Genomic DNA, 26,199 nt, shown 5'->3' with positions numbered 1-26,199 from the left:
GACAAAGATGAAACTGTATAACACACTGTCAAAACAAAAAGAAGAATTTACCCCGCTGGAAGAAGGCAAAGTTAAGATGTATGTCTGCGGACCAACGGTTTATAATTTTATCCATATCGGAAATGCAAGACCGATGATTGTATTTGATACGGTCAGACGTTATTTTGAGTACAAAGGATACGATGTTAATTATGTATCCAACTTCACAGATGTAGATGATAAAATCATTAAGAAAGCTAATGAAGAAGGCGTTTCGTCCGATGAGATTTCCAAACGCTATATTGCAGAGTGTAAGAAAGATATGGATGGAATGAACATCGAGCCGGCAACAAAGAATCCGCTTGCAACAGAAGAAATCAGCGGAATGATTGAGATGATCCAGACACTGATCGACAAAGGCTATGCTTATGAGAAAAACGGAACGGTATATTACAGCACAAGAAAATTCAAAGACTATGGAAAGCTTTCCCATAAAAATCTGGATGATTTAAGATCCGGTGAGAGATCACTCCTTGTAAGCGGCGAAGATGAAAAAGAAGATCCGTTGGATTTCGTTCTCTGGAAACCGAAAAAAGAAGGAGAACCTTTCTGGAAAGCACCGTGGAGCGAGGGACGTCCGGGATGGCACATTGAGTGCTCAGAGATGTCTAAAAAATATCTGGGTGAGCAGATCGATATTCACGCCGGTGGAGAAGATCTTGTATTTCCACATCATGAGAATGAAATCGCACAGAGTGAAGCTGCCAACGGAAAAGAATTTGCTAAATACTGGATGCACAATGCATTTTTAAATATCGATAATCGCAAAATGAGCAAGTCATTAGGAAACTTCCGCACTGTCCGTGAGATCAGTGAACAGTATGATCTGCAGGTGCTTCGCTTCTTTATGTTAAGCGCACATTACAGAAGTCCGCTGAACTTCAGCGCAGATCTTATGGAAGCATCCAAGAATGGTCTGGAGCGTATTGTCAATGCGGCAGATAATCTGAAATTCTTAAAGAAAAATGCTGCAAATGAAAAGATGACAGAGGAAGAGAACAAGTTATTTACACAGACAGATGCATTTGTTGCTGATTTTGAGAGAGCAATGGAAGATGATTTCAATACAGCAGATGCAATCGCAGCAGTATTTGACCTTGTTAAATTTGCAAACAGTAATACAGACAGTGAGAGCTCAGCAGAATACCTTGGCAAACTCTTTGATCTTCTGGTAAAATTAACAGATGTACTTGGACTGCTCGTTGACAAGAAGGAAGACATCTTGGATGAAGATATTGAAAAACTGATCGAAGAGCGTCAGGCAGCAAGAAAAGCGAAAGATTTCGCAAGAGCAGACGCAATCCGTGACGAGTTATTAGAAAAAGGTATCGTTTTAAAAGATACAAGAGAAGGAGTACAATGGAAAAGAGCATAAACTGGGAGTTTGACTCCTGCATGCAGGAAACGTTCCGGTTAAAAGAGGTGGATATAAGAGAATATTCACCTCTTACTCTGGCGTATATCGGTGACAGTATTTACGATCTGATCATGAAGACGTTAGTTGTAAACCAGGGCAACAAACCGGTACAGAAACTGCACAAAGAAACCAGTACCTATGTGCAGGCAAAAGCACAGTCTAAAATGATGCGTGTTCTGCAGGAAGAACTGACAGAAGAAGAGCACAGCATTTACAAAAGGGGACGGAATTCCAAGAGTGTATCACCTGCGAAGAACCAGTCTGTGACTGATTACAGACGTGCGACCGGTTTTGAAGCAGTGATGGGATATCTGTATCTGAAAAAGGATTACGCAAGAATGATGGAACTGGTGAAAATGGGACTTAAGAGCCTTGAAGAGGAACAATAAGGAGTCGGACATGAGCGAAGATTATAATAAGAAAACAAACGAAAATAAAATCGAGGGAAGAAATGCGGTTCTGGAAGCATTTCGTTCTGGAAAACCGGTTGACAAATTATTTGTTCTGGACGGCTGCCAGGACGGACCAGTGCGCACGATCATAAGAGAAGCAAGGAAACACGACACGATCATTCAGTTTGTAGAAAAAGAGCGTCTGCATCAGCTTTCTGAGACGGGAAGACATCAGGGTGTGATTGCTTATACTGCATCGTATGAATACGCAGAAGTAGAGGATATGTTAGCGCTTGCAAAAGAGCGTGGAGAAGATCCTTTCCTTGTTCTTCTGGATGGAATTGAAGATCCGCACAATCTTGGCGCGATCATCCGTACGGCAAATCTTGCCGGTGCACACGGAGTGATCATCCCGAAGAGAAGAGCAGTCGGATTGACAGCAACCGTGGCAAAAACATCTGCCGGTGCACTGAACTATACACCGGTAGCAAAAGTTACAAATCTGGTAAAGACAATGGAAGAACTGAAAAAAGAAGGTCTTTGGTTTGTCTGTGCCGATATGGGCGGCGAGAAGATGTATGATCTTAATCTGAAAGGACCGATCGGATTGGTGATCGGAAACGAAGGCGAGGGAGTCAGCCGCCTCGTAAAAGAAACCTGCGATTATGTAGCAAGCATTCCGATGCACGGTGATATCGATTCACTGAACGCGTCTGTGGCAGCCGGTGTCCTTGCTTATGAGATCGTAAGACAGAGAATGTCATAAGAATCAAAAGGAATGGAAGCACATGAAATATGAGAAGATGACAGATGAACTGCTGATTGAGAAGCTGCGCGGCGGTGAGAAAGAGATCATTGATTTTCTTATGGAAAAATACAAAAATCTTGTCCGCAAAGAAGCCAATGCAATGTATCTTCTCGGCGGTGAGACAGATGACCTGATTCAGGAAGGGATGATCGGTCTGTTTAAGGCTGTTCGTGACTATGCACCGGATCAGAATTCATCCTTTTACAGTTTCGCAAAATTATGTATTACAAGACAGTTGTATTCAGCAATAACGGCATCCAGAAGAAAAAAACACAGCCCATTAAATTCTTACATTTCTCTGTATGAGACCGGTGCGGATGACCAGAATCCGTTGATCGAAACAGTAGAAGCGGAAGGTCAGAACAATCCGGAAGAGCTGCTTATCAGCCAGGAATATGCGACTCTTATTGAGAGCCGTCTGGAAGAAGCACTCAGTGATCTGGAAAGCAGAGTATTGTATCTGCACCTTCGGGGAACAGACTATAAGACGATTGCAAAGCTTCTGGATAAGAGCCCGAAAACGATTGATAATGCACTGCAGCGCATCAAAAATAAGACCGAAAAAATCTTAAAGAGTGACGAAAAATCATATTGACAAAAATAGCGTATGTGTTGTATAGTATTAACGTTGCATAGCACATATGCGTGCTGCCTTGGCTCAGTCGGTAGAGCGTCGCCTTGGTAAGGCGGAGGTCGGCGGTTCGATTCCGCTAGGCAGCTTGTACAAAAGATAAAGACCTCTGGAAGTCATGGCTTTCAGAGGTTTTCTTTTGTTTTAAACCTTGTTCGTCCATATGTTTTATGGTAAGATAAGGGGCAGAATAATCACTAGGAGGAAGAACATGGGAGAAGAGACAGTTTCTAAGAATTTTATAGAACAAGAGATAGATAAAGATCTGAAAGAGGGCGTTTACCAGGAAGTATGTACCCGTTTTCCACCGGAACCGAACGGATACCTTCACATCGGACACGCTAAATCCATCATTTTAAATTCCGGTCTGGCAAAGGAGTATGGAGGAACATTCCACCTTCGTTTTGACGATACGAACCCGATGAAAGAGGACATGGAATTTGTAGAGTCCATCAAAGAAGATGTAAAGTGGTTAGGTGCTGACTGGGGAGACCATCTCTATTTCGCATCCGATTATTTTGATACAATGTATGAATGCGCGATCAAGCTGATTAAAAAAGGCAAAGCATATGTCTGTGACCTGAGTGCGGAAGAGATCCGTGAATACCGTGGAACGCTGACAGAACCGGGAAAGAATAGCCCGTACAGAGATCGCTCCGTAGAAGAGAACTTACAGTTATTTGAAGAGATGCGTGCAGGTAAGATTGAAGACGGAAAACGTGTTCTCCGTGCGAAGATCGATATGACATCACCGAATATCAACATGCGTGATCCGGTTATTTACCGTGTGGCACATATGACACACCACAATACAGGAGATAAGTGGTGCATTTATCCGATGTATGATTTTGCACACCCGATCGAAGATGCGATTGAGAAGATCACACACTCTATCTGCACACTGGAGTTTGAAGATCACAGACCGTTATATGACTGGGTTGTAAAGGAATGTGAATTTGATCCGGCACCGAGACAGATCGAATTTTCCAAATTATACCTGACAAATGTTGTAACGGGAAAACGTTATATTAAGAAGCTTGTTATGGATGGAATCGTGGATGGATGGGATGATCCGAGACTTGTTTCTATTGCAGCTCTGCGCAGACGTGGATTTACCCCGGAATCTATCCGTAAGTTTGTAGAATTATGTGGCGTTTCCAAATCCCAGAGCTCTGTAGATTATGCAATGCTTGAGTACTGCATCCGTGAAGATCTGAAGATGAAGAAACCACGTATGATGGCAGTGTTAGATCCGATCAAATTAGTAATCGACAACTATCCGGAAGGAGAAATAGAATATCTGGATGTTGAGAATAATCTGGAGAATCCGGAGCTTGGCATGCGTAAAGTTCCATTCGGAAGAGAATTATATATTGAGCGTAACGATTTTATGATCGAGCCTCCGAAGAAATATTTCCGTTTGTTCCCTGGCAATGAAGTACGCCTGATGCATGCATATTTTGTGACTTGTACAAGTTATGAGACGGATGAGGATGGCAATGTAACAGTTGTACATGCAACTTATGATCCGGAGACGAAGTGTGGAACCGGATTTACAGGAAGAAAAGTGAAAGGAACGATCCACTGGGTATATGCACCTCTTGCGAAACAGGCAGAGATCCGTCTCTATGAGAATCTGATCGATGAAGAGAAGGGTGTATATAACAAAGAAGATGGTTCTCTTAATTTAAATCCGAACTCACTGGAGATCCGCAAGGGATGTTATGTAGAGGACAGCTTCGCTGAGGCAGGTCCGTCTGACAGTTTTCAGTTTGTAAGAAATGGTTACTTCTGCGTAGATTCCAAAGATTCTACACCGGAGCAGCTCGTATTTAACCGGATTGTTTCACTGAAGAGTTCGTTTAAACTTCCAAAATAAAGGATATGAATGAATTAACAATTGATCTAAAAACACACAGTAAGGTTCCGCTTTATGAGCAGATCTACGAACATATTAAAACAGAGATCCGCAGAGGGAAGCTCTCCTATGGGGAGAAGCTTCCTTCTACGAGAGCGCTGTCCAGACATCTGGAAGTCAGCCGCAGCACGATTGAACTAGCCTATGAACAGTTATTGTCCGAAGGTTATCTGGAATCAGAACCGTGCCGCGGTTATTTTGTAGCACAGATTGAAGAATTGTATCAGTTGTCGGCAGCAAAGCCTGCAGTTGTGGAAGAAAAACAAGAAAAACAAGAAAAATATCGGTTTGATTTTACACCAAATGGTGTAGATCTTAAGAGTTTTCCGTATAATGTCTGGAGAAAGCTTTCCAAAGATATATTGATTGATGATCGGACAGAATTATTCCGAAGCGGGGATTCGCAGGGAGAATATGGATTCCGCAATGCAATCTGTAATTACCTATATCAGGCGCGGGGAGTGCATTGTACGCCGGAGCAGATTCTGATCGGAGCCGGAAGTGATTATATTCTGATGTTGTTAAGTATCATTTTAGGAAAGAATCACCGGATTGCTTTTGAAGATCCGACTTATAAACAGGCATACCACGTACTTTCCGGTCTGGGATACGAGACAGTGCCTGCTCCGGTAGATAAAAATGGTCTGCGTGTGGATGCTTTGAAAATGGAAAATGCTGATATTGCTTATGTAACGCCGTCTCATCAGTATCCGACAGGGATTGTCATGCCGTTGAAACGCCGTCTGGAATTATTGCGATGGGCAAATGAAAAAGAAGGACGTTTCATTATTGAAGATGATTATGACAGTGAGTTCCGGTATAAAGGGAAACCGATTCCGGCATTACAGGGATATGATTCCGATGAGAAAGTTATTTATCTGGGAACATTTTCAAAGTCGATCGCACCGGCAATTCGACTGAGCTATATGGTTCTGCCGGTACCGCTTCTAAAAAAATACAGGGAAAATTACCGGTTCATTAATTCTACCGTATCGAAGGTGGATCAACTGATCGTGCAGAAATTCATTGAAGAAGGATATTATGAGCGCCATCTGAACAAGACGCGAGCGTTATATAAGAACCGGCATGACGTGCTGATTGAGGCATTAAAGCCACTGCTAGGCAGATGCAGGATCTCCGGGGAACATGCAGGTGTGCATCTGCTACTTAATTTCAAGGATGGTACATCAGAAGAATTTCTGATCCGGAAGGCAAAGGAAGCCGGCGTCCGTGTGTATGGAATGTCCCAGTACCGTATCGAAACTACAGAAGAGCCGGCGACAATTCTTCTTGGATATGCGAATATGTCTGAAGAAGATATCAAAGAAGCAGTAAACCTTCTGAACCAGTGCTGGACAGAGTTATAAAAAGCATTAGCGGCTGTCGGTTACTGCCATGGCAGAAATGAACAAGATGTGAGCATATAGAGCACAGGCATAAAATAAAGGGCGTTATACAAATTTAGAATTTGTGTAATGCCCTTTTGCTCATTTAACAAAATCTGTGTTTATTATTAAATGAATGCTGATTTGAAAATTTATTCCTGTTCTTCCTTATCCGGATCAGTATTTTCTGTTTCAGTTCCTTTGCTGGAAGTGTCAGCGTTTTCTGTTATATCAGCTTCAGTACTGTTATCAGAGGCGTTATCCTCATCAGAGTCAGCATTTTCTTCGCTGTCAGTCTTTGGTGTAAGTGGTACATAACCTCTGTCAGAGACCGGCTTCAGATCATTGTCCAGATCAAAGCTTTCATTTTCAAAGATATCGTCGAGATCATCGTCAAAATCGTCCTCGTCGTCAGCTTTTGTCTTCTTAAAGTAATAGAAAATACCTGCGGCAGCACTGCCGATCGCAGCGAGTCCGAATAAACGTTTCCATAATTTATTCATAAGTAAATACTCCTTTCGTCGTGTTGTTCTAATAGATGTATTGTAATACTTTTCAGAAGAAAAAGAAAGGGATAGACTTATAAAAATACTATAAAACTTGACAAAATTGTGATACACTGTAAAATATATTTTTTGGAGAAAGTGTAGTAAAAGAGGAGATTGGTAGTTAGTTTATGAAGAAACATGAACCAAAAAAAACAGCAAAAAAAGGATTGTTTCGTATTGTTTTCAGTCGTTCCGGTATTATGCTCCTGCTGATTCTCATGCAGATCGGAGTCTTTACGATAACTACATCCCGGCTGCAGGCATATTCGACAGCAATCAGCGGAATCATGCTTTGCATGCGAGTTATAGTAATCATTTACGTAATCAATTCGGAGGGCAATCCGGCATTTAAGATGACATGGATTTTGTGTATTATCACGTTTCCGGTTGTAGGAACGCTGTTTTATATTTATGTGAAGTTGCAGGTGGGGACACGCTTTCTGAAGCACAGACTTAGTACACTCAAAACAGAGATGTCCCAGTATATGGTGCAGGATAAAGATACAGTAGATGCACTATGGGCAAGCCGATCAGCGAATGCAAGGCTGTCGCATTATCTTTCAAACCAGCTGAACTTTCCGACATACCGGAATACGCAGGTCCGTTATTTCCCCTTGGGGGAAGACAAATTCCGTTGCCTGCTTGCGGAGCTTAAGAAAGCACGAAAATTTATTTTTATGGAATATTTTATTGTCGAAGAAGGATACATGTTGGATCAGATTCTGGAGATATTGATCCAGAAAGTAAGAGAAGGTGTGGAAGTTCGTTTTATGTATGACGGAATGTGTGCGATTTCCATGCTTCCGTATGATTATCCGGAGAAATTAAAACACTATGGAATCCAGTGTAAAATGGCAAATGCAGTAAAGCCGTTTCTGTCTACAACACAGAATAACAGAGATCACCGGAAAATCTGTGTTATAGACGGAAAAACAGCATTTACAGGAGGAATCAACATTGGAGATGAGTACATTAACCGGAAAGAACGGTTCGGCCATTGGAAAGATACAGCAATCATGTTAAAGGGGGATGCGGTACAGAGCTTTACAATGATGTTTCTGGAGATGTGGAACGTAGATGAGCGATATTCAGAAAACTATCATCGCTATCTGACACCAAAACGCCGGGAATTGCACCGGGAATATGGCTATATAATTCCTTATGCAGACAGTCCGTATGATGATGAAAATGTAGGCGAAGAGGTTTATTTCCATATTCTGAACCATGCGAGAAAATATGTACATATTATGACCCCGTATCTGATATTGGATAACGAGATGATCACGACGTTGACGCGTGTGGCAAAAAGTGGCGTGGAGGTCAGTATCATCATGCCACATATTCCGGATAAGTGGTATGCTTTTGCTGTGGCCAAGACATATTACAAAGAGCTGATAGAAGGCGGCGTCCGGATTTATGAATACGAGCCGGGGTTTGTTCATGCAAAGGTATTTGTGGCAGACGATGATACGGCAAGTGTAGGTACGATCAATCTGGATTACCGGAGCCTATATCTGCATTTTGAATGCGGAGCCTTTATTTACAATAATTCAGAAATTGACAGAATTGAACGTGATTTTCAGGAAACACTGGAGAAATGTCATAAAGTGACGCTGATGGAAGTAAAGAATCGGTCACTGCTGACCAAGATTGTCGGACAGGTATTAAAACTTGTAGCGCCGCTTATGTAAAAATAGAAAAAAACGTGGAAAAACAGTGAAAATGTACAAAATTCGTTTTACAGAAACACGGAAATATAGTATAATAACGAATGGTGTCTTAGAACACCCGAATGAAGAATGATATGTGATAATAATACAGGAGGAATTGATATGGTTAAAGCAGTCGTAGGTGCTAACTGGGGAGACGAAGGTAAAGGAAAGATTACAGATATGCTTGCTGAGGAAGCTGACATTATCGTACGTTTCCAGGGTGGAGCCAATGCAGGACATACAATCGTTAATAATTATGGAAAATTTGCCCTTCATACATTACCGTCAGGGGTATTTTATGATCATACAACAAGTATCATCGGAAATGGTGTTGCATTAGATATTCCGGTACTTTTCAAGGAAGTACAGTCTATCGTTGACAGAAATGTTCCGATGCCGAAGATTCTTGTATCTGACAGAGCGCAGATGGTAATGTCTTACCACAAAGATTTTGATGCATATGAAGAAGAAAGACTCGGAGGCAAGTCTTTCGGATCTACAAAGTCCGGAATTGCACCGTTCTATTCAGATAAGTATGCAAAAATCGGTTTCCAGGTAAGCGAATTATTTGATGATAAATTATTAAAAGAAAAAGTAGTAAGAGTTGCAGAACAGAAGAATGTTCTTCTGGAGCATCTGTATCACAAACCGCTGATCAATCCGGATGATCTCTATGAAGAGCTGATGGAGTACAAAGCAAAAGTTGAGCCGTTTGTATGTGACACATCCCTGTTCCTGCACAATGCATTAAAAGAAGGAAAGAGCATTCTGTTAGAAGGACAGTTAGGTTCTCTGAAGGATCCGGATCACGGAATTTATCCAATGGTTACTTCTTCTTCCACACTGGCTGGATACGGAGCAATCGGAGCAGGTATTCCACCGTATGAGATCCAGAAGATCGTGACAGTATGCAAAGCATACTCCAGTGCAGTTGGAGCAGGTGCATTTGTAAGTGAGATTTTCGGAGAAGAAGCAGACGAGTTAAGACGCCGCGGCGGAGACGGTGGCGAGTTCGGAGCAACAACCGGACGTCCGAGACGTATGGGATGGTTTGACTGTGTAGCTTCCAAATATGGATGCCGTATGCAGGGAACAACAGATGTTGCATTTACAGTATTGGATGTCCTTGGATACCTGGAAGAGATTCCGGTATGCGTAGGATATGAGATTGACGGTGAAGTTACAACAGACTTCCCGCCGACACATCTTCTTGAGAAAGCAAAACCGGTATTTAAGACACTGCCGGGATGGAACTGTGATATCCGTGGAATCAAGAAATATGAAGACCTTCCGGAAAACTGCCGTAAGTATATCGAGTTCGTAGAAGAGCAGATTGGTTATCCAATCACAATGGTATCAAACGGACCTGGAAGAGAAGACATTATTTATCGTAATAAATAATTAAGATTCTTAATACCTCTTAAGAAAAGTGTTATTTTATCTTTAGAAATCTGCCACAGGATGTACACATTCTGCTGATAAGATGATTTTACCGCTAAGAATTACGTCATATACAGAGCAATCTGTGAATATAATAGTAAGGCGGGAGTAAGAATGACCGAGAAGGAGGTATACTTATGAATCAGAAAACTACTTCAGAATATCAGGAAGTGATATCGATGGAAGAGTATTTAGACAAGAGAAAAAGACAGAAAAAGAATGCCCCTGAGAACAGTAGCAAGATGGAAGCTACCATTCCTGTGAATGTTGCATGGGCGTTCGCCGAGATGTATATATAAGAGAAATGAACTAGAAACATAAGAAGGAGTAACATAGATATGAGTCGTACATTATTAGAACAGTGGAAAGACATCGCTTATGATGAGACTGCTGACAGAGGACAGCTTCAGAACTTCTGGGGAAGCTATTTCCAGATTGAGAAGGAGATTTATGAAAAGCTTCTTTCTAATCCGGATGAAGAAGTCAGAGGAACTGTAAAAGAGCTGGCTGAGAGATATGGACAGGATGTCATGACAATGGTAGGATTTCTGGATGGTATTGACGAGAGTCTGGTTGTGCCAAACCCAATCGATACAATGGACGAAGATACCGTTGTGAATCTTGTGTTTGACAAGGAAAAACTTTACAAAAACATGGTTGCAGCGAGAGCCGACTGGCTGTATGAACTTCCACAGTGGAAAGAGATTTTTTCTGAGTCTGAACTGAAAAAGTTATACAAAGAGCAGAAAGAGTCTACAACAATCCGCAAAGGCAAGAAGATCGGACGTAACGATCCGTGCCCGTGCGGTTCAGGAAAGAAGTATAAGAAATGTTGTGGAAAATAATATTGCTAATGCTCGCAGTTTTGTGCCTGGTCTATTATGGAGTGATTCGACTGGCAACCGGGCGATGGAATTCAACATTTGCAAGAGTCTGGCCAGTAGCAGGAATCCTGTTACTGGCTTTTTCCTATCTGGAATGGAGAGGACGTCTGCCACATGTAATGATGCTGGCAATATTGGCAATCTGTGTATTGATCATACTGACCTGTATACCGATTTTGTATACGATGTTTGTTAAAGAAAATGATGCATGCGACTATCTGATCATATTGGGTGCGCATGTGAATGGCAGGGTACCAAGTGATTCACTGGAACGCAGAATCAGAAAAGCGGAGCAATATCTGAAATCACATCCGATGACTAAAGTCATCGTCTCCGGAGGTCAGGGAAAGGGCGAAGATATTACAGAAGCAGAAGTGATGGAGATCTATCTGTGGGAGCATGGCATTGAGAAAGAACGGATTTTAAAGGAAACGGCATCGACAACGACGAGAGAGAATTTAAGATTTTCCAAAGCATTATTTACACCGGAGATCGTAAAGGTTGGAATTGTGACAAATAATTTCCATTTACACAGGTCATGTGCTCTTGCAAATAGACTCGGATATCCACATGTGTATCCGATTTCTGCCGGATGTAAAGGAAGTCTCTTTTTGAATTATATGATGCGTGAGGTTCCGGCGATGTGGAAGTTCTGGCTTGACAAAGAAAAAGACAGTGATATAATATAAAGCGTGTATGAAAGACATATGCCAAATGCGTAGATGAGACGAGTAAGTTGGGAAAGGAATAGCAGAGAGAGAAGTCACCGGCTGCAAGCTTCTTATTTTGGAACCTTCTGAAGACTACCTCGGAGTGGCTGTAAAACAGCCCGGTGATTCCGTTATCATCATGAATGAAGTGGTTTCGATCAGAGATATTTTTAATATACAAGTATGATCGTTTCAAACAGGGTGGAACCGCGAGAGAACTCGTCCCTTACAGTGATTGCTGTAAGGGATTTTTTTAATAATAGAAAACCGCATTTCCTATTATTTTAAAAGCCTCCGGCAGGATATGTACTCGCAACATTCTATTTAACCCCTTACCAGCGAATAAAAAGCGAAATAATAAAATAAAAGGAGAGAAAACATTATGAAAATCACATTAAAAGATGGATCTGTTATGGAATTTGAACAGGAAATGTCCGTTCTTGATGTTGCAAAATCAATCAGCGAAGGTCTTGCAAGAGTAGCAACATCTGCAAAAGTAGACGGAGATATTGTAGATCTTCGTACTGTACTTGACAAAGACTGCGAACTGGAAATTCTTACTTTTGATTCAGAAGACGGAAATGGTGCATTTAATCATACAGCAGCACATATTATGGCACAAGCTGTAAAACGTCTGTATCCGGAGACAAAACTGGCAATCGGACCTTCTATTGCTAACGGTTTTTACTATGATCTGGATCGTGAAACTGCATTTACAGCAGAAGATCTTGAAAAAATCGAGAAAGAAATGAAAAAAATCGTAAAAGAAGCACTTCCTCTGGAAAGATTTACAAAATCAAGAGAAGAGGCAATTGCATTTTTCAAAGAAAAGGAGGAACCATATAAAGTAGAACTGATTAAAGACCTTCCGGAAGGAGCAGAGATCAGCTTTTACAAACAGGGAGAATTTACAGATCTCTGTGCAGGGCCACATCTGATGTCTACCAAGACAGTAAAAGCATTTAAGCTGACAAGCCTTGCAGGTGCTTACTGGCGTGGAGATGAGAAGAATAAGATGCTGACAAGAATCTATGGTGTTGCTTATCCGAAGAAAGCACAGTTAGATGAATACCTGCATATGATGGAAGAAGCGAAGAAACGTGACCATAGAAAACTCGGAAAAGAGCTCGGACTTTTTATGATGTGTGAAGAAGGACCTGGATTCCCGTTCTTCCTTCCAAAGGGAATGGTATTAAAGAATACACTGCTCGATTACTGGAGAGAACTGCATAAACGCTGTGGTTATCAGGAAGTTTCCACACCGATCATCTTAAGCAGACATCTGTGGGAGACATCTGGACACTGGGATCACTATAAAGAAAATATGTATACAACCGTGATCGATGATGAAGACTTTGCAATCAAACCAATGAACTGTCCGGGTGGAATGCTTGTTTATAAAGCAGAGCCTCGTTCTTATAAAGATCTTCCGCTCCGTGTCGGTGAACTTGGACTGGTACACCGTCATGAAAAATCCGGTCAGCTTCACGGACTGATGCGTGTACGCTGCTTTACACAGGATGATGCGCACATCTTTATGATGCCGGAACAGATCCGTGATGAGATCAAAGGTGTTGCAGCACTGATCGACGAAGTATACAGCCTGTTCGGATTCAAATATCACGTAGAGTTATCTACCCGTCCGGACAACAGTATGGGAAGCGATGAAGATTGGGAACTTGCAACGGAAGGTTTAAGAGGAGCATTAGACGATCTTGGACTGGATTATGTTGTAAATGAAGGGGATGGAGCATTCTATGGACCGAAGATTGATTTCCATTTGACAGATTCTATCGGAAGAACATGGCAGTGCGGAACGATCCAGCTTGATATGCAGCTTCCACAGAGATTCGAATTAGAATATACAGGAGCTGACGGAGAGAAACATCGTCCGATCATGATCCACAGAGTTGCATTTGGTTCTATCGAAAGATTTATTGGTATCTTGATTGAGCATTTTGCAGGAGCATTCCCGACATGGCTTGCACCGGTACAGGTTAAAGTACTTCCGATTTCCGATAAATACATGGATTATGCACAGAAAGTACAGGATACATTATACAATGCAGGTATCCGCTCAGAAATTGATTCCAGAGCAGAGAAGATTGGATACAAGATCCGTGAAGCACAGATGCAGAAGATTCCATACATGCTTGTTGTGGGAGCAAAAGAGGAAGAAGCAGGTGTGGTATCTGTAAGAAGTCGTTTTGCAGGTGACGAAGGACAGAAAGATCTGACAGCATTTATGGATGCTTTGAAAGAAGAGATCGATACAAAAACAATCCGCGAAGTCGAAAAAGAAGATTAAAGCTTTTATGATATCAAACGGTTAAAAATTTTATTTCCGGATATACTAACTTTGATCTGGTAACAGGATAGAAAAGGAGGGTATAATATGCCGGAATTAAAGTGTACCGTACAGACATGTAAGCACAATCAGAATTATTACTGTGATCTTGACAAGATTACAGTGGGCGGAGACGCCGCAGTTGCACCGAAGGACACTTGTTGCGACAGTTTTGAAGAACGTAAAGACGGATATTCAAACAGCACAGGAAAACAGGCATCGCCGGTCAGCCAGGTAGACTGCCAGGCAACAGAATGTAAATATAATAACAACTGTTCCTGTCAGGCTGGTAAGATCAGCGTGGAAGGTGGAAACGCCTGCACATGTGGGCAGACAGAATGTGCAACATTTGATTGCAGCTGCAGATAAGAAAAATAAGCGTGCCTCTCATAGCACAATGGAAACTCCCGGAGATCTCTCTCCGGGAGTTTTCTTTTGTGCCGCTGATTGCTTACTGTTACGCCTTTATAGTTGACGCATAAAAGATCGGAGAGTATAATTATTTTATGTGCATTTGTGCAAAGAAGAGGAATAATTATATGAGTGAAAATGAAAAGAAAGAACGGGAAACATATTACAATTCAAAACCAAGACTTGGCGGAAATGGTCCTTCGAAAATCAGACAGCAGTTTAACAGAGGAATGACATATTTTCTTGTGATAGCGGCATCGCTTGCATTTTATTTTGCACTGTTGCGTTTCCGGCATATTTTTAACGTGCTGTGGAAGGTATATGACGTACTGAAACCGATTATTTACGGAGCCGTGATCGCATATTTGCTGAACCCAATCGTCAAAAGAGTAGACAAGAGGCTGATCCCTGTATTAGAGAAAAAGGTTACAAAACCGGGAAGAGCACAGAATATTTCCAGGTCTGTCGGTGTGTTTACCTCGCTGATCGTGCTGTTAGCATTGATAAGCGCTTTATGTAATCTGCTGATACCGGAACTATATGTAAGTATCCGTGACATGATCTATACGCTGCCGGAGCAGCTTAACCATATGGTATCATCGCTGAACGATATTAAACTGGAAGATTCCACGACGGGTTCTATAGTAAAGACAGCAATTGAACAGGGAACGACAATGCTGCAGAACTGGTTACGCAACGATCTCCTTGGAAAGGTCAATGAACTGATGTCGAATCTGACAGTCGGAGTTCTCAATTTTCTTGGTGAAGTTGTGAACTTCCTGATCGGAGTGATTGTATCCATCTACATTTTATTCAGTAAGGAACTGTTTGCAAAACAGTGCAAGAAGATTGTTTATGCAGTATTTCCAATAAGACATGCTAATCTGATCCTGCATCTGACAACGAAAAGTAATGAGATATTTGGTGGATTTATTATTGGAAAGATCATTGATTCTGCAATTATTGGAGTATTGTGTTTCTTTGGATTGTCAATTTTAAATATGCCATATATGTTATTAGTAAGTGTGATCGTCGGTGTGACGAATGTCATCCCGTTCTTTGGACCATACATTGGAGCTGTTCCGAGTGCAATCCTGATCATGCTGGACAGCCCGATAAAAGGAGTGTATTTCCTGATATTTATACTGGTATTGCAGCAGTTTGACGGTAATATATTAGGACCGAAGATCCTTGGAAATTCCACAGGATTGTCTGCATTCTGGGTAATTGTTGCGATCCTTCTCGGAGGAGGTTTGTTCGGATTCCCGGGTATGCTTATGGGAGTGCCGACATTTGCTGTGATCTATTACATTGTTCAGATGCTTGTAAACAGCAAGCTGGAACAAAAAATGCTGCCTAAAAATACGGAAGCTTACGATCAGTACAGTTATGTAGACAATGCAGGACAGTATGTACATTCTTCACAGGAGCATGTGCATGCAACGCAGGAATATAAGTATCCGGAACATTCAGCAATACATATGGAGTATTTTGGTCATATGGAAACCTTTGATGCAAAAATTAAACCAAAGAAAACGGATGATCAGGAAGAGAATCATAAAAAAGATAACAAATAAAGGGGAATTTAATTATGCCGATTCGTGTGCAGAATGATCTCCCGGTAAAGGAGATCTTAGAGAGTGAAAACATATTTGTAATGGATGAACACCGTGCGATGCATCAGGATATCCGTCCGATCAAGATCGGACTTCTGAATCTGATGCCGCTTAAGGAGGATACGGAGCTTCAGATCCTCCGGTCGCTGTCCAATACACCGTTGCAGGTGGATGTAACGTTTGTTATGGTATCCAGTCATGAAGCAAAGAATACACCGACCAGTCATTTAAACCAGTTTTATAATCGTTTTGGCGAGATTCGGGATGAGAGATTTGACGGATTTATCATTACGGGAGCTCCTGTAGAGCAGATCCCATTTGAGGAAGTGGATTATTGGGAAGAATTAAAGCAGATCATGGAATGGACAAAGACGCATGTTACCTCAACACTGCATCTGTGCTGGGGTGCGCAGGCAGGTATGTATTATCATTTCGGAATTGATAAGAAGCCGTTGCCGGAGAAAGCTTTTGGATTATTCTGGCATAAAGTACTCAACCGTAAGATTCCACTTGTCCGTGGATTTGATGACTGTTTCCTTGCACCACATTCCAGACATACAGAAGTGCCGATGGATGCAGTAAGGGATGACGAGCGAATTACTGTGCTTGCTGAGTCCGATGAAGTTGGACTTTTCCTTGCTATGGCAGATGACGGCAGACAGATTTTCGTAATGGGACATCCGGAATATGACCGGGTAACTCTGGATGGCGAATACAAACGTGATCTTTCCAAAGGCCTGGAGATCGCAATGCCGAAGAATTATTATCCGGGTGATGATCCGGAAAAGACACCGCTCCTTAAGTGGAGAGCGACTGCGAATAACCTGTATACAAACTGGCTGAATTATTATGTATATCAGGCAACGCCGTATGATATGATCGGAACACCGGATTTTCGTTGATTTTACGGGAATTACAAGTATCCTATATATCACGTAATTTATTATAATTTAGTATGATTTGTTACGAAAATGGTGTAGAAAAGGTGTACAGAAATAGAAAAATTGTTAAAAAATGGGAATGCCAATTAAGGCATTCCTTTTTTTAATGCAAAAATAATATAAACAGATGTTTTACATTGACGAATACAACATATATGATGTATTATGTGTAATATAAAAGAAGAAAGGAGAATATGTAATTATGATACTATATGATTATGAAACTTCTTCTGGAAGGAATGTAATTAAAGAATATATTGATTCTTTGACAATCCCTGAAATGGTTGATGGATATAGTGTCAGAGAAAAAATGGAGAATGGAGAATTCGAGAAATTGAATATTAAAAGATGGGAGAAAAAATATACGAAGTATATTTTTACAAACACAATCGCATATTTTATATTATCCCAGACGGTGACAATATTTATTTATTACATGCATGCAGAAAGCAAAAAAACAAAACGGAAAAGGGAGATTCAAAAATAATAAAAAAGAGAGCAAAAGAATTGGGAAAGGCATTGGGAAAGAAATTTATATAAAAATATAGAAAAAGAGGAGTGAAAGATATGCCATTCATACAAGCAAATATAAAAAAAGAAATTGAAGAAAAAAGAAAGGATGACAGTGAATTTAGAGAAGCATGGGATGAATCTCGTGCGGAGTATGAATTAATAGAAAAAATGATTATGCTGAGAAAGGAAGAAAATATAACACAAAAAGAATTAGCAAAATTATCCGGTAAAAGACAACAGACAATTTCAAAGATAGAACGCAAGGAAACAGTTCCTACTATAACGGCATTTAATAATTTATTAAATGCATTAGGATATGAGTTAAAGATTGTAAAAAAGCAGTAATTTGATTAATATATTGGGAGATATATTATGTTATGAACACCGGATTTTCGGTAGAAAAAGGAGAAGGAAAATGAAAAGATCAAAAAGAAAAGTCGTACAAAGCTGCCTGCTTGTCATGCTCTCTGCATTGGTTGTGGGAGGTCTTGCATCTGGACGAACTTGCATAACTGCGTCGGCAGATTCCGCAAAAAAGGTCGTTCTTGTGTAAGGACAGAAAAAACAACTTAAGATTCATCCGAATTGTTAAGAACTCAAAATCATCTTATAAATATAAGGTGAAAAGTTTAAAATATAATATAAACGTCTAAAAAGAAAACATACATAAGTAGTTAAAAAGAACCAGCGCATGATTTCATGTGCTGGTTCTTTTATGAGGGGCAAATATCTGAACAAAAATGATAATGTCACTTAGGAATGAGCGCGTTCCCCGGCAAGCTGTCTTACGTCCGGAATGGCGATCAGAGCCGGATATAAGATTGCGGAAATGATCAGTCCGCCGACACCCTGAATGATGTTGGCCGGAACACTTGCAAGTGCTCCGGAAGCTCCGTAAAGGAAAATCTCGCAGAGGCAGTAGCCGCCGGCAACAAGTACAATATCAGCAACTCCGCCAAGGATAACGGCTGTAAATCTTGTCTTGGAAGAATGTCCAAGTTTCTGGTAAATCAGTCCTGCTGCAAGAGCAACCAGACCTTTGATCACAAATGTAATCGGTACATAGATAAAATATCCGCCAATCAAATCAGCCATTGCAGAACCGATACCGCCGGCAAGGAGTCCGTATACCGGACCAAGGATCACACCGGAGAGAATCACAACTGCATCACCCGGATGGATATATCCGCCGGTTCCAGGAGTAGGAATGTGAATCGACATGGTTGCTACACACGATAAAGCAGCAAATAAAGCTGTCATAACAATTTTTTTCAGATTTGAATTCATAACTATCAGACCTCATTTCTTTTGTTTTGTTGTAGAAACTTTACAACGAAACTGGATTGAAATAAAGAACCAGTTATTGCAAAAATAACCACGCCAGTTTGGAGAGCGATAATATTTATCAGTTTGGAAACCCTTGTTTTACAAACTGACATTGACAGGAAATAAAACTACTTTGGCTGTCTTCTTTTTTCTTAAATTGTAGTCATATACGGAATATTTAAAACATATAATATACAAAAAATACTTGCATGCAAATTCCAAATATGGTAGTATAATTTTGTCAATTGGTTTAATGAATACAAGTTGTGCGAAAATTAGACTCCAAGGATGGAATTTCCCCGGAGTCTTTTTGTTATGGCAAAGAGGAAAATACACGCACTTATGCAAGTGCATCCTCGAACGCTAATCAGCGGATAAAACATACCAGTGTGTATTGACGAATACATGCAAGGACAACTTATTTGAAAAAAGATTTTCTAAAAATATTAGATAAAATGCCGAATTATTCGATAATTATATAACAATTATTGATGTGTTCAATAAGTTCGGTTAAAATGTATTCAATAACTAAATAACCGGTATAGAAAGTACATGTACAGTAACTTAAGGACAGAGAATTCATGAAAAGGGGGCACATTATGTTAGAAGCAATTAATTCTGTCGTTACCGCAATTAATGGTGTTGTATGGGGCTGGCCGATGATCATACTCTTGTTTGGAACTCATCTTTATATGACTTTCCGGACAGGATTCATCCAGTGGAAGTCCGTAACAAAAGGAATCAAGTTATCTGTAACAAAGGATCCGGAAGCAGAAGGAGAAGTATCACAGTTTGGTGCGCTTACGACTGCTCTGGCGGCAACAATCGGAACTGGTAATATTATAGGTGTAGGAACAGCAATCGCTCTTGGTGGACCGGGGGCAGTTCTCTGGATCTGGCTTACCGGCGTTTTTGGAATCGCAACAAAATATGCAGAGTCACTGATCGCGGTGAAGTATCGTGTAAAGACAGACGATGGACGTATGCAGGGTGGTGCTATGTATGCGTTGGAGCGTGGATTGAATATGAAGTGGTTAGGTCTTCTGTTTGCTATTTTCGGAGGATTTGCTTCATTCGGTATCGGATGTGCAACGCAGGTGAACGCAATTGCAACAGTCTGCTATACAAACTTCCACATTCCAAGATGGCTGGTAGGTGTGGTAGTTGCAATATTAACAGCAATTGTTATTTTCGGTGGAATCAAAGCGATTGCAAATGTATGTGAGAAGCTTGTTCCATTTATGGCAATTTTCTATGTACTGGGATGTATCGTGATTCTCTGTATGAATTATGATTACATAATTCCAGCACTTGGAGTCATATGTCGGCTTGCATTTACACCAGGCGCAGCAGCAGGTGGTCTGGTAGGAAGCGGAATTATGATGGCACTCCGGTTTGGTGTAGCAAGAGGGCTTTTCTCCAATGAATCCGGTCTTGGATCTGCGCCGATCGCAGCAGCGGCAGCACAGACAAGGAATCCGGTCCGTCAGGCTCTGGTATCTTCTACAGGAACATTCTGGGATACTGTTGTTGTATGTGCAATGACAGGTCTTGTACTTGTAACAACAATTATGAAGAACCCATCGATTAATGCAGATGAGATCCCGGATGGTGGTGTCTTGACATCTCTTGCATTTGGTCAGATTCCGGTTCTTGGACCGATCATTCTGACACTTGGTATTATTTCATTTGCATATTCTACTGTTCTTGGATGGGCATATTACGGAGAACGCTGTGTAGAATATTTTGCCGGCAAAAAAGTATTATTACTGTATCGTTGCCTGTATGTGGCAGTTGCAGTTATCGCACCGGTTGTAGCGCTAGATCTTGTATGGCTGATCGCAGATACATTGAATGCGCTAATGGCGATACCAAACCTTGTGGCAGTATTGTTGTTGTCAAATGTTATCGTCAGTGAAACGAAGAAATACATCAACGATCTCGACGCAAAAGATGACACACCAATTCCGGTTATTAAAGATTAGTTAAAAATTTGAGTTACAAAATTAATCAAAGTTGTTCTTGACAAATATACTTTAATGAAGTAAAGTAATGATTGTAGATAAGCAAAACCGTTGAGAAAGAGTAGTAGATTATCTGATGACATTACAGAGAGCGATGGGTGGTGGAACATCGTATGGAATGGATAATTGAATGGCCTTTCGAGGGCAGTCTGAAATCTTTGAGAGTAGGGCTTGTCGGGAACCGAACCCGTTATCAATCAGGAGTGTATGTTAGTACATGAGAAAAGTGGACGATTCGTCAAGTTGAGTGGTACCGCGATAGTATTTCAGAATAATATTACCGTCTCAAACCGATAGGTTTGAGGCGGTTTTCTTATTTTATAAGACTTCCTTATCTGCCAGTCGGTTCCGATCATTTTTCTCTCCTAACAGGAAACAAAAATCAATAAACACAGAAAAAGGAGAAAAAGACAATGAAAAAAAGAGTATTAGCAGCAGTATTAGCAACAATGATGGCAGCAACGATGATGGCAGGATGTGGAAAGTCAGACACAAAGAGCGAAGCAAAAAAAGACAGTTACACAATCGGTATTGAACAGTTTGCAGAGCACGGTTCACTGGACAACTGCCGGGAAGGTTTCTTAAAAGGACTGGAAGACGAAGGAATCAAAGAAGGCAAGAATCTGAAAGTTAAGTATAAGAATGCAGCCGCAGATATGGGAACTGCCGGACAGATTTCAGAAAGTTTTGTTTCAGATAAAGTGGACCTGATCTGTGCGATCGCAACACCAAGTGCACAGAGTGCATACAATGTAGCAATGGACAAAGACATTCCGGTTATTTATACAGCCGTTACCGATCCGGTAAGTGCTGAACTTGCAGACAAAGATGGCGAAGCCGTAGGAAATACAACCGGAACATCTGACAAACTTCCGATAAAAGAACAGCTGGAAATGATCCGTAAGATGTTACCGGATGCAAAAAAGATCGGAATCATGTATACAACAAGTGAAGCAAATTCTGTATCTGCGATCAAAGAATATGAAAGCCTTGTAAAAGATTATGGATTTACACTTGTGAAGAAAGGAATCTCAACAACAGCAGATGTTTCACTTGCTGCAGATGATCTGTTAAGCAAAGTGGACTGCATTACAAACCTGACAGACAACACGGTCGTATCTTCCCTGCCGACAATTCTTGACAAAGCAAATGCAAAGAAGATCCCGGTATTCGGAAGTGAGATCGAACAGGTTAAGATCGGATGCCTTGCAGCAGAAGGACTGGATTACATTGCACTTGGAGAGCAGACAGGTAAGATGGCAGCACAGGTATTAAAAGGTGAAAAGAAAGCAGAAGAAATGAACTATGAAACCATTAAAAAACCTGGTTTTTATGTAAATAAAAAAGTAGCTTCTAATCTTGGAATCAAAGTTCCGGATGAACTATCCAAGAGTGCAGTAGAGAGTTTTGACGAGATCACAGCAAGCAAAAAGACAGATAAATAAGAAGAATTAAGAAAGTAATGTTTTGGGAGGAAGTTTCATGGATTTTATCGTAACGATTTTAGAACAGGGGCTGATATATGCAATATTGGCACTGGGTGTATATATTACTTATAAGATACTGGATTTTCCGGATCTGACAGTAGATGGAAGTTTCCCTCTGGGAGCAGCTGTTACAGCTGCTCTCATTACAAGAGGGATGAATCCTTATCTGACACTGCCGGTTTCCTTTTTGGCAGGAGTGTTGGCAGGTGTATGTACCGGACTGATTCATGTGAAATGTAAAGTAAGAGATCTGTTGTCCGGGATTATTATGATGACAGCACTGTGGACTGTAAATCTTTACATTGCAGGTACAGCGAATGTACCGCTTTTTTCTCGGGACATTATTTTTAAAAATGATTTTCTAATAGAAATTGTACCGGAGAGCATGAAAAGTTATGTGACGCTGATTATTGTACTCATCCTTGCGGTTGTATGTAAGATCATTCTGGATCTTTATATGAATACGAAGTCTGGCTATCTGCTCCGGGCAGTCGGAGATAACGAGACAGTCGTAACTGCACTTGCAAAAGATCAGGGCAATGTGAAAATATTAGGACTTGCAATTGCAAATGGACTTGTATCTCTGGCAGGATGTGTATTTGCACAGGAAGAGCGTGTGTTTGAAATCTCCATGGGAACAGGTGCGATCGTTATCGGACTTGCGAGCGTAATCATCGGAACAAGTATTTTCAAGAAAATCTCGTATGTAAAGACGACAACAGCGGTCATTATCGGTTCGATCATTTACAAAGCATGTGTGGCGGTTGCAATCCGTAACTTTGAACCGCAGGCAATGAAGCTGATCACAGCAGTATTATTCCTGATTATTTTGGTCATCAGTATGGAAAGAAAGACGAAGGTGAAATAGATGTTAGAATTAAAAGGAATTCACAAATATTATAATCCGGGAACAGTCAATGAGATGTGTCTGTTTGATGATTTTGGACTTCAGATTGGAAAAGGTGAATTTGTATCCGTAGTTGGAAGCAACGGCTCCGGCAAGACATCTATGCTGAATCTGATCTGTGGCAGTATTTCACCGGAAAAAGGCAGTATTCTGATGGACGGAAAGGATATTACAAAAGAAAAAGAATATAAAAGAAATCTCCGGATTGGAAGAGTATACCAGAACCCAGCGATGGGAACCTGTCCTTCCATGACGATCCTTGAAAATATGGCACTTGCCGACAACAAAGGAAAAATGTATGGACTTTTGCGGGGAACAAACAAGAACCGCATTTCTTATTACAGAGAACAGTTATCCAGACTGAATCTCGGACTGGAAGATAAGATGAGTGTGAAAGTCGGTGTATTGTCCGGTGGTCAGAGACAGGCGATGGCACTTCTGATGTCAACGATGACACCGATTGATTATCTGATCCTCGATGAGCATACGGCAGCGTTAGATCCAAAGACGGCAGACCTTATCATGGAACTGACCGATCAAATCGTAAAGGAGAAAAATCTTACAACGATTATGGTAACACATAATCTCCGTTATGCAGTAGAGTATGGGAACCGGCTTCTTATGATGCATCAGGGAAAAATTGTTTTAGATAAGAAGAAAAAGGAAAAAGAAACAACCTCTATTGATGATATTCTTACAATGTTTAATGAAATCAGTATTGAATGTGGGAACTAAATAATGGTATGCTATATGATAGTTGATCAAAATAAGGAGAATTATGATATGGCTAAGAGAATTGCACAGTTTGAAAAAGTAAGTTTTGTACAGTTTAAAGAAGGATACAAAGATGCATTCGGAGATGTTTCGGATGAAGAAATCCGGGAAATTTATGAAAAAATAAAACTTCCAAGACGAGCAACAGCAGGTTCGGCAGGATATGATTTCTTCATGCCTGTGACGAAGACATTAAAAGTGCAGGAGACATTAAAAGTTCCGACAGGAATTCGTGTGAAGATGGATGCAAACTGGGTACTGAAATGCTATCCGAGAAGTGGTCTTGGATTCAAATACCGTCTGCAGCTTAATAATACAGTTGGAATTATTGACAGCGATTATTATGGTTCCGATAATGAGGGACATATTTTCGCAAAGCTGACAAATGATGGAAAAGAAGGGAAAGAAGTCGAATTAAAAGAAGGTACCGGATTTATGCAGGGAATTTTCGTTGAATATGGAATTACCGTCGATGATGATGTAGAAGAAGTACGCAACGGAGGATTCGGAAGCACCACAAAGAGTGAATAAGATAAAAGAAAAAGGACATCCTAACTGTCAGTAAGACAGTGGAGGGTGAACATATATGAAAGACGGGAAAAAGATTACCGCTTCAAGAGAAGAAAGCACATCCTATATGAATCAGACTCTCCCGATGAGGGAGAGCTTTGACCTGATTCAGCGCGATCTGATGATCGGCGAAAGGATGGCTTCTTTTTATTTTATCAATGGTCTAAATAAAGACGATGATATGTTAAAGCTGATGGATGCACTTTTAAAGATCAAAAAAGAAGATATGCCGGCAGGGATTCTGCAATTTATGGAAATGGCGATTCCCTATACGGAAGTAGAGCTAATAGAAGATTTTGACCAGGTGTTAAAAAATCTGTTTTCTGGTGTTACCTGTCTTTTTGTGGATGGCTATGAGGGAGCAATCGCAATCGATTGCCGTACTTATCCGGCAAGAAGTGTGGAAGAGCCGGATAAAGATAAATCACTTCGTGGTTCCAGAGATGGTTTTGTCGAGACCGTTGTCAGCAATACGGCAATGATAAGACGAAGGATAAGGAGCGAGCATCTTGTAATGGAGATGCAGGAGGTTGGCGACAGTTCGCGCACAGATATTGCCATCTGCTATATGAAAGACCGGGTGAACAAGGAGATTCTCTGCGATTTAAGACAGAAAGTCCTTTCAATCCGAACCGATGATCTCAGAATGAACCAACAGAGTCTTGCAGAATGTCTGATGAAGAGAAAATGGTACAATCCATTTCCGAAATTTAAGTTTACAGAACGACCGGATACGGCTGCTGCATGTCTTTTTGAAGGAAAAGTGGTTCTGCTGGTAGATAATTCTCCATCAGCGATGATCTTGCCGACATCGATCCTGGACGTCATAGAGGAAGCAAATGATTATTATTTTCCAACACTTACAAGAGTGTATCTGAAATCAGCGAGAGGGCTGATTAGCTTTTTGACGATTTTTTTAACACCGGTGTTTCTTCTGTTTATGCAGAATTTGAACTGGCTCCCGAAAATGTTTGCGTTTGTGGCAGTAAAAGATATGATAAATATTCCGCTTATTTTCCAATTGTTGATTCTGGAGATTGCAATTGACGGATTAAGACTTGCAGCTCTTAATACACCGAGTATGTTAAGCACACCGCTCAGCGTGATCGCAGGTCTTGTGATGGGAGAATTTTCCGTAAAGTCCGGCTGGTTTAACAGTGAGGTAATGTTATACATGGCTTTTGTGGCTGTCGCTAATTACACCCAGCCGAATTTTGAACTTGGCTATGCACTCAAATTTATGCGGCTTCAATTGCTTATATTGACTGCTCTCTTTAACTGGATCGGTTTTCTGATCGGATGTATCGTTGTGGTGTGTAGTATCTGTTTTAATAAGACATTGTCCGGGTGGAGTTATCTGCATATACGGTTAAACTGATACGCCGGAAAATGTGAACAA

Annotated in this window: 26 protein-coding genes, 1 tRNA gene and 1 other annotated feature; of the genes, 25 read left to right on the top strand and 2 right to left on the bottom strand. The window is 40.9% G+C overall.

Features of this window, described 5'->3' with window-relative positions:
- Nucleotides 1–7: 7 nt before the first annotated feature.
- The 7 genes from cysS (at nt 8) to pdxR (ending at nt 6,572) form a co-directional block, all read left to right on the top strand.
- Nucleotides 8–1,414 (top strand): cysteine--tRNA ligase, encoded by a 1,407-nt coding sequence (gene cysS, locus DWY31_RS02285; RefSeq protein ID WP_118519409.1) that lies wholly within the window; start codon nt 8–10, stop codon nt 1,412–1,414.
- Entirely contained in the window at nt 1,399–1,845 is a 447-nt protein-coding gene (locus DWY31_RS02280) for a Mini-ribonuclease 3 (RefSeq protein ID WP_021861063.1), read from the top strand. The genes cysS and DWY31_RS02280 overlap by 16 nt, the downstream gene beginning before the upstream one ends.
- A gap of 10 nt (nt 1,846–1,855) precedes the next feature.
- Nucleotides 1,856–2,614 (top strand): 23S rRNA (guanosine(2251)-2'-O)-methyltransferase RlmB, encoded by a 759-nt coding sequence (rlmB, locus tag DWY31_RS02275; RefSeq protein WP_117537140.1) that lies wholly within the window; start codon nt 1,856–1,858, stop codon nt 2,612–2,614.
- 22 nt (nt 2,615–2,636) lie between these two features.
- A complete protein-coding gene (sigH, locus tag DWY31_RS02270) occupies nt 2,637–3,251 on the top strand; it encodes an RNA polymerase sporulation sigma factor SigH (RefSeq protein ID WP_021861061.1) in 615 nt (204 codons plus the stop codon).
- Between the two features lie 52 nt (nt 3,252–3,303).
- Nucleotides 3,304–3,376: transfer RNA gene (locus DWY31_RS02265), tRNA-Thr, on the top strand.
- 122 nt (nt 3,377–3,498) lie between these two features.
- Nucleotides 3,499–5,166, top strand: coding sequence for a glutamine--tRNA ligase/YqeY domain fusion protein (locus tag DWY31_RS02260; RefSeq protein WP_118519408.1), 1,668 nt, complete (start codon nt 3,499–3,501; stop codon nt 5,164–5,166).
- 5 nt (nt 5,167–5,171) lie between these two features.
- Nucleotides 5,172–6,572, top strand: a complete 1,401-nt coding sequence (pdxR, locus tag DWY31_RS02255; protein WP_118519407.1) for a MocR-like pyridoxine biosynthesis transcription factor PdxR — start codon at nt 5,172–5,174, stop codon at nt 6,570–6,572.
- Between the two features lie 170 nt (nt 6,573–6,742).
- Here the strand turns inward: pdxR and DWY31_RS02250 are convergent, their stop codons facing one another.
- On the bottom strand, nt 6,743–7,093 hold the full coding sequence (locus DWY31_RS02250) for a hypothetical protein (protein ID WP_199671902.1): 351 nt from the start codon (nt 7,091–7,093) through the stop codon (nt 6,743–6,745).
- A 173-nt stretch (nt 7,094–7,266) separates the two neighbouring features.
- Between DWY31_RS02250 and cls the strand changes: the two genes are divergently transcribed.
- The 12 genes from cls (at nt 7,267) to DWY31_RS13860 (ending at nt 18,265) form a co-directional block, all read left to right on the top strand.
- Complete coding sequence (gene cls, locus DWY31_RS02245; protein ID WP_118519406.1) at nt 7,267–8,829, top strand: cardiolipin synthase; 1,563 nt, start codon at nt 7,267–7,269, stop codon at nt 8,827–8,829.
- Nucleotides 8,830–8,970: 141 nt separating this feature from the next.
- Entirely contained in the window at nt 8,971–10,251 is a 1,281-nt protein-coding gene (locus tag DWY31_RS02240) for an adenylosuccinate synthase (protein WP_118519405.1), read from the top strand.
- A gap of 176 nt (nt 10,252–10,427) precedes the next feature.
- The gene (locus tag DWY31_RS13865; protein ID WP_158549884.1) at nt 10,428–10,589 is read left to right on the top strand and encodes a hypothetical protein; all 162 of its coding nucleotides are present in this window, start codon (nt 10,428–10,430) and stop codon (nt 10,587–10,589) included.
- Between the two features lie 39 nt (nt 10,590–10,628).
- A complete protein-coding gene (locus tag DWY31_RS02235; protein WP_021861054.1) occupies nt 10,629–11,135 on the top strand; it encodes an SEC-C metal-binding domain-containing protein in 507 nt (168 codons plus the stop codon).
- The gene (locus tag DWY31_RS02230; RefSeq protein WP_118519404.1) at nt 11,120–11,863 is read left to right on the top strand and encodes a YdcF family protein; all 744 of its coding nucleotides are present in this window, start codon (nt 11,120–11,122) and stop codon (nt 11,861–11,863) included. The genes DWY31_RS02235 and DWY31_RS02230 overlap by 16 nt, the downstream gene beginning before the upstream one ends.
- Nucleotides 11,864–12,266: 403 nt before the next feature.
- Nucleotides 12,267–14,192: a threonine--tRNA ligase gene (gene thrS, locus DWY31_RS02225; protein WP_021861052.1), complete on the top strand. Its 1,926-nt coding sequence runs from the start codon at nt 12,267–12,269 to the stop codon at nt 14,190–14,192.
- Nucleotides 14,193–14,279: 87 nt separating this feature from the next.
- Complete coding sequence (locus DWY31_RS02220; RefSeq protein WP_021861051.1) at nt 14,280–14,600, top strand: DUF1540 domain-containing protein; 321 nt, start codon at nt 14,280–14,282, stop codon at nt 14,598–14,600.
- A 170-nt stretch (nt 14,601–14,770) separates the two neighbouring features.
- A complete protein-coding gene (locus DWY31_RS02215; protein WP_243060351.1) occupies nt 14,771–16,219 on the top strand; it encodes an AI-2E family transporter in 1,449 nt (482 codons plus the stop codon).
- Between the two features lie 14 nt (nt 16,220–16,233).
- On the top strand, nt 16,234–17,160 hold the full coding sequence (gene metA / locus DWY31_RS02210; protein WP_118519402.1) for a homoserine O-acetyltransferase MetA: 927 nt from the start codon (nt 16,234–16,236) through the stop codon (nt 17,158–17,160).
- Nucleotides 17,161–17,547: 387 nt separating this feature from the next.
- Nucleotides 17,548–17,739, top strand: a complete 192-nt coding sequence (locus tag DWY31_RS14420) for a type II toxin-antitoxin system RelE/ParE family toxin (RefSeq protein WP_243059749.1) — start codon at nt 17,548–17,550, stop codon at nt 17,737–17,739.
- A 27-nt stretch (nt 17,740–17,766) separates the two neighbouring features.
- On the top strand, nt 17,767–18,057 hold the full coding sequence (locus DWY31_RS02200; protein WP_021861047.1) for a helix-turn-helix domain-containing protein: 291 nt from the start codon (nt 17,767–17,769) through the stop codon (nt 18,055–18,057).
- A gap of 70 nt (nt 18,058–18,127) precedes the next feature.
- On the top strand, nt 18,128–18,265 hold the full coding sequence (locus DWY31_RS13860) for a hypothetical protein (RefSeq protein WP_158549885.1): 138 nt from the start codon (nt 18,128–18,130) through the stop codon (nt 18,263–18,265).
- Between the two features lie 200 nt (nt 18,266–18,465).
- Here the strand turns inward: DWY31_RS13860 and DWY31_RS02195 are convergent, their stop codons facing one another.
- Entirely contained in the window at nt 18,466–18,999 is a 534-nt protein-coding gene (locus DWY31_RS02195) for an ECF transporter S component (protein ID WP_021861045.1), read from the bottom strand.
- Between the two features lie 638 nt (nt 19,000–19,637).
- On the opposite strand from DWY31_RS02195, the gene DWY31_RS02190 reads away from it, so the two are divergent.
- From DWY31_RS02190 to DWY31_RS02165, 6 genes are all read left to right on the top strand, one after another.
- The gene (locus DWY31_RS02190) at nt 19,638–21,023 is read left to right on the top strand and encodes an alanine/glycine:cation symporter family protein (protein ID WP_118287840.1); all 1,386 of its coding nucleotides are present in this window, start codon (nt 19,638–19,640) and stop codon (nt 21,021–21,023) included.
- A gap of 81 nt (nt 21,024–21,104) precedes the next feature.
- Nucleotides 21,105–21,353: a binding site (T-box leader), on the top strand.
- Nucleotides 21,354–21,475: 122 nt separating this feature from the next.
- Nucleotides 21,476–22,507, top strand: coding sequence for an ABC transporter substrate-binding protein (locus DWY31_RS02185; protein WP_118519401.1), 1,032 nt, complete (start codon nt 21,476–21,478; stop codon nt 22,505–22,507).
- Between the two features lie 37 nt (nt 22,508–22,544).
- Nucleotides 22,545–23,417 (top strand): ABC transporter permease, encoded by an 873-nt coding sequence (locus DWY31_RS02180; RefSeq protein ID WP_118519400.1) that lies wholly within the window; start codon nt 22,545–22,547, stop codon nt 23,415–23,417.
- Nucleotides 23,418–24,191 carry an ABC transporter ATP-binding protein gene (locus DWY31_RS02175; protein ID WP_118519399.1) on the top strand — a complete coding sequence of 258 codons (774 nt, stop codon included), beginning with the start codon at nt 23,418–23,420 and terminating at the stop codon, nt 24,189–24,191. It begins immediately after the preceding gene.
- 48 nt (nt 24,192–24,239) lie between these two features.
- Nucleotides 24,240–24,761, top strand: coding sequence for a deoxyuridine 5'-triphosphate nucleotidohydrolase (locus tag DWY31_RS02170; protein WP_118519398.1), 522 nt, complete (start codon nt 24,240–24,242; stop codon nt 24,759–24,761).
- A gap of 55 nt (nt 24,762–24,816) precedes the next feature.
- The gene (locus DWY31_RS02165; RefSeq protein WP_118519397.1) at nt 24,817–26,178 is read left to right on the top strand and encodes a spore germination protein; all 1,362 of its coding nucleotides are present in this window, start codon (nt 24,817–24,819) and stop codon (nt 26,176–26,178) included.
- Nucleotides 26,179–26,199: the final 21 nt, after the last annotated feature.

The sequence above is a fragment of the Dorea sp. AF24-7LB genome (assembly GCF_003478575.1).
In the GTDB taxonomy this organism is placed as follows: Bacteria; Bacillota; Clostridia; order Lachnospirales; family Lachnospiraceae; genus Dorea_D; species Dorea_D hominis.
The sequence above is the reverse complement of the archived record's forward strand: the minus strand, read 5'-3'. Positions and strand labels throughout refer to the sequence as shown.

What these genes read in the sequence shown, in the direction of transcription:
- DWY31_RS02260 (WP_118519408.1), top strand. Translation starts at nt 3,499, where the DNA reads ATGGGAGAAGAGACAGTTTCTAAGAATTTTATAGAACAAGAGATAGAT.
- cls (WP_118519406.1), top strand. Translation starts at nt 7,267, where the DNA reads ATGAAGAAACATGAACCAAAAAAAACAGCAAAAAAAGGATTGTTTCGT.
- DWY31_RS02250 (WP_199671902.1), bottom strand. Translation starts at nt 7,093, where the DNA reads ATGAATAAATTATGGAAACGTTTATTCGGACTCGCTGCGATCGGCAGT.
- rlmB (WP_117537140.1), top strand. Translation starts at nt 1,856, where the DNA reads ATGAGCGAAGATTATAATAAGAAAACAAACGAAAATAAAATCGAGGGA.
- DWY31_RS02175 (WP_118519399.1), top strand. Translation starts at nt 23,418, where the DNA reads ATGTTAGAATTAAAAGGAATTCACAAATATTATAATCCGGGAACAGTC.
- DWY31_RS02195 (WP_021861045.1), bottom strand. Translation starts at nt 18,999, where the DNA reads ATGAATTCAAATCTGAAAAAAATTGTTATGACAGCTTTATTTGCTGCT.
- thrS (WP_021861052.1), top strand. Translation starts at nt 12,267, where the DNA reads ATGAAAATCACATTAAAAGATGGATCTGTTATGGAATTTGAACAGGAA.
- DWY31_RS13860 (WP_158549885.1), top strand. Translation starts at nt 18,128, where the DNA reads ATGAAAAGATCAAAAAGAAAAGTCGTACAAAGCTGCCTGCTTGTCATG.
- DWY31_RS02200 (WP_021861047.1), top strand. Translation starts at nt 17,767, where the DNA reads ATGCCATTCATACAAGCAAATATAAAAAAAGAAATTGAAGAAAAAAGA.
- pdxR (WP_118519407.1), top strand. Translation starts at nt 5,172, where the DNA reads ATGAATGAATTAACAATTGATCTAAAAACACACAGTAAGGTTCCGCTT.
- DWY31_RS02240 (WP_118519405.1), top strand. Translation starts at nt 8,971, where the DNA reads ATGGTTAAAGCAGTCGTAGGTGCTAACTGGGGAGACGAAGGTAAAGGA.
- DWY31_RS02180 (WP_118519400.1), top strand. Translation starts at nt 22,545, where the DNA reads ATGGATTTTATCGTAACGATTTTAGAACAGGGGCTGATATATGCAATA.
- DWY31_RS02215 (WP_243060351.1), top strand. Translation starts at nt 14,771, where the DNA reads ATGAGTGAAAATGAAAAGAAAGAACGGGAAACATATTACAATTCAAAA.
- DWY31_RS02235 (WP_021861054.1), top strand. Translation starts at nt 10,629, where the DNA reads ATGAGTCGTACATTATTAGAACAGTGGAAAGACATCGCTTATGATGAG.
- DWY31_RS14420 (WP_243059749.1), top strand. Translation starts at nt 17,548, where the DNA reads ATGGGAGAAAAAATATACGAAGTATATTTTTACAAACACAATCGCATA.
- DWY31_RS02185 (WP_118519401.1), top strand. Translation starts at nt 21,476, where the DNA reads ATGAAAAAAAGAGTATTAGCAGCAGTATTAGCAACAATGATGGCAGCA.
- DWY31_RS02230 (WP_118519404.1), top strand. Translation starts at nt 11,120, where the DNA reads ATGTTGTGGAAAATAATATTGCTAATGCTCGCAGTTTTGTGCCTGGTC.
- DWY31_RS02170 (WP_118519398.1), top strand. Translation starts at nt 24,240, where the DNA reads ATGGCTAAGAGAATTGCACAGTTTGAAAAAGTAAGTTTTGTACAGTTT.
- sigH (WP_021861061.1), top strand. Translation starts at nt 2,637, where the DNA reads ATGAAATATGAGAAGATGACAGATGAACTGCTGATTGAGAAGCTGCGC.
- cysS (WP_118519409.1), top strand. Translation starts at nt 8, where the DNA reads ATGAAACTGTATAACACACTGTCAAAACAAAAAGAAGAATTTACCCCG.
- DWY31_RS02190 (WP_118287840.1), top strand. Translation starts at nt 19,638, where the DNA reads ATGTTAGAAGCAATTAATTCTGTCGTTACCGCAATTAATGGTGTTGTA.
- DWY31_RS13865 (WP_158549884.1), top strand. Translation starts at nt 10,428, where the DNA reads ATGAATCAGAAAACTACTTCAGAATATCAGGAAGTGATATCGATGGAA.
- DWY31_RS02220 (WP_021861051.1), top strand. Translation starts at nt 14,280, where the DNA reads ATGCCGGAATTAAAGTGTACCGTACAGACATGTAAGCACAATCAGAAT.
- metA (WP_118519402.1), top strand. Translation starts at nt 16,234, where the DNA reads ATGCCGATTCGTGTGCAGAATGATCTCCCGGTAAAGGAGATCTTAGAG.
- DWY31_RS02165 (WP_118519397.1), top strand. Translation starts at nt 24,817, where the DNA reads ATGAAAGACGGGAAAAAGATTACCGCTTCAAGAGAAGAAAGCACATCC.
- DWY31_RS02280 (WP_021861063.1), top strand. Translation starts at nt 1,399, where the DNA reads ATGGAAAAGAGCATAAACTGGGAGTTTGACTCCTGCATGCAGGAAACG.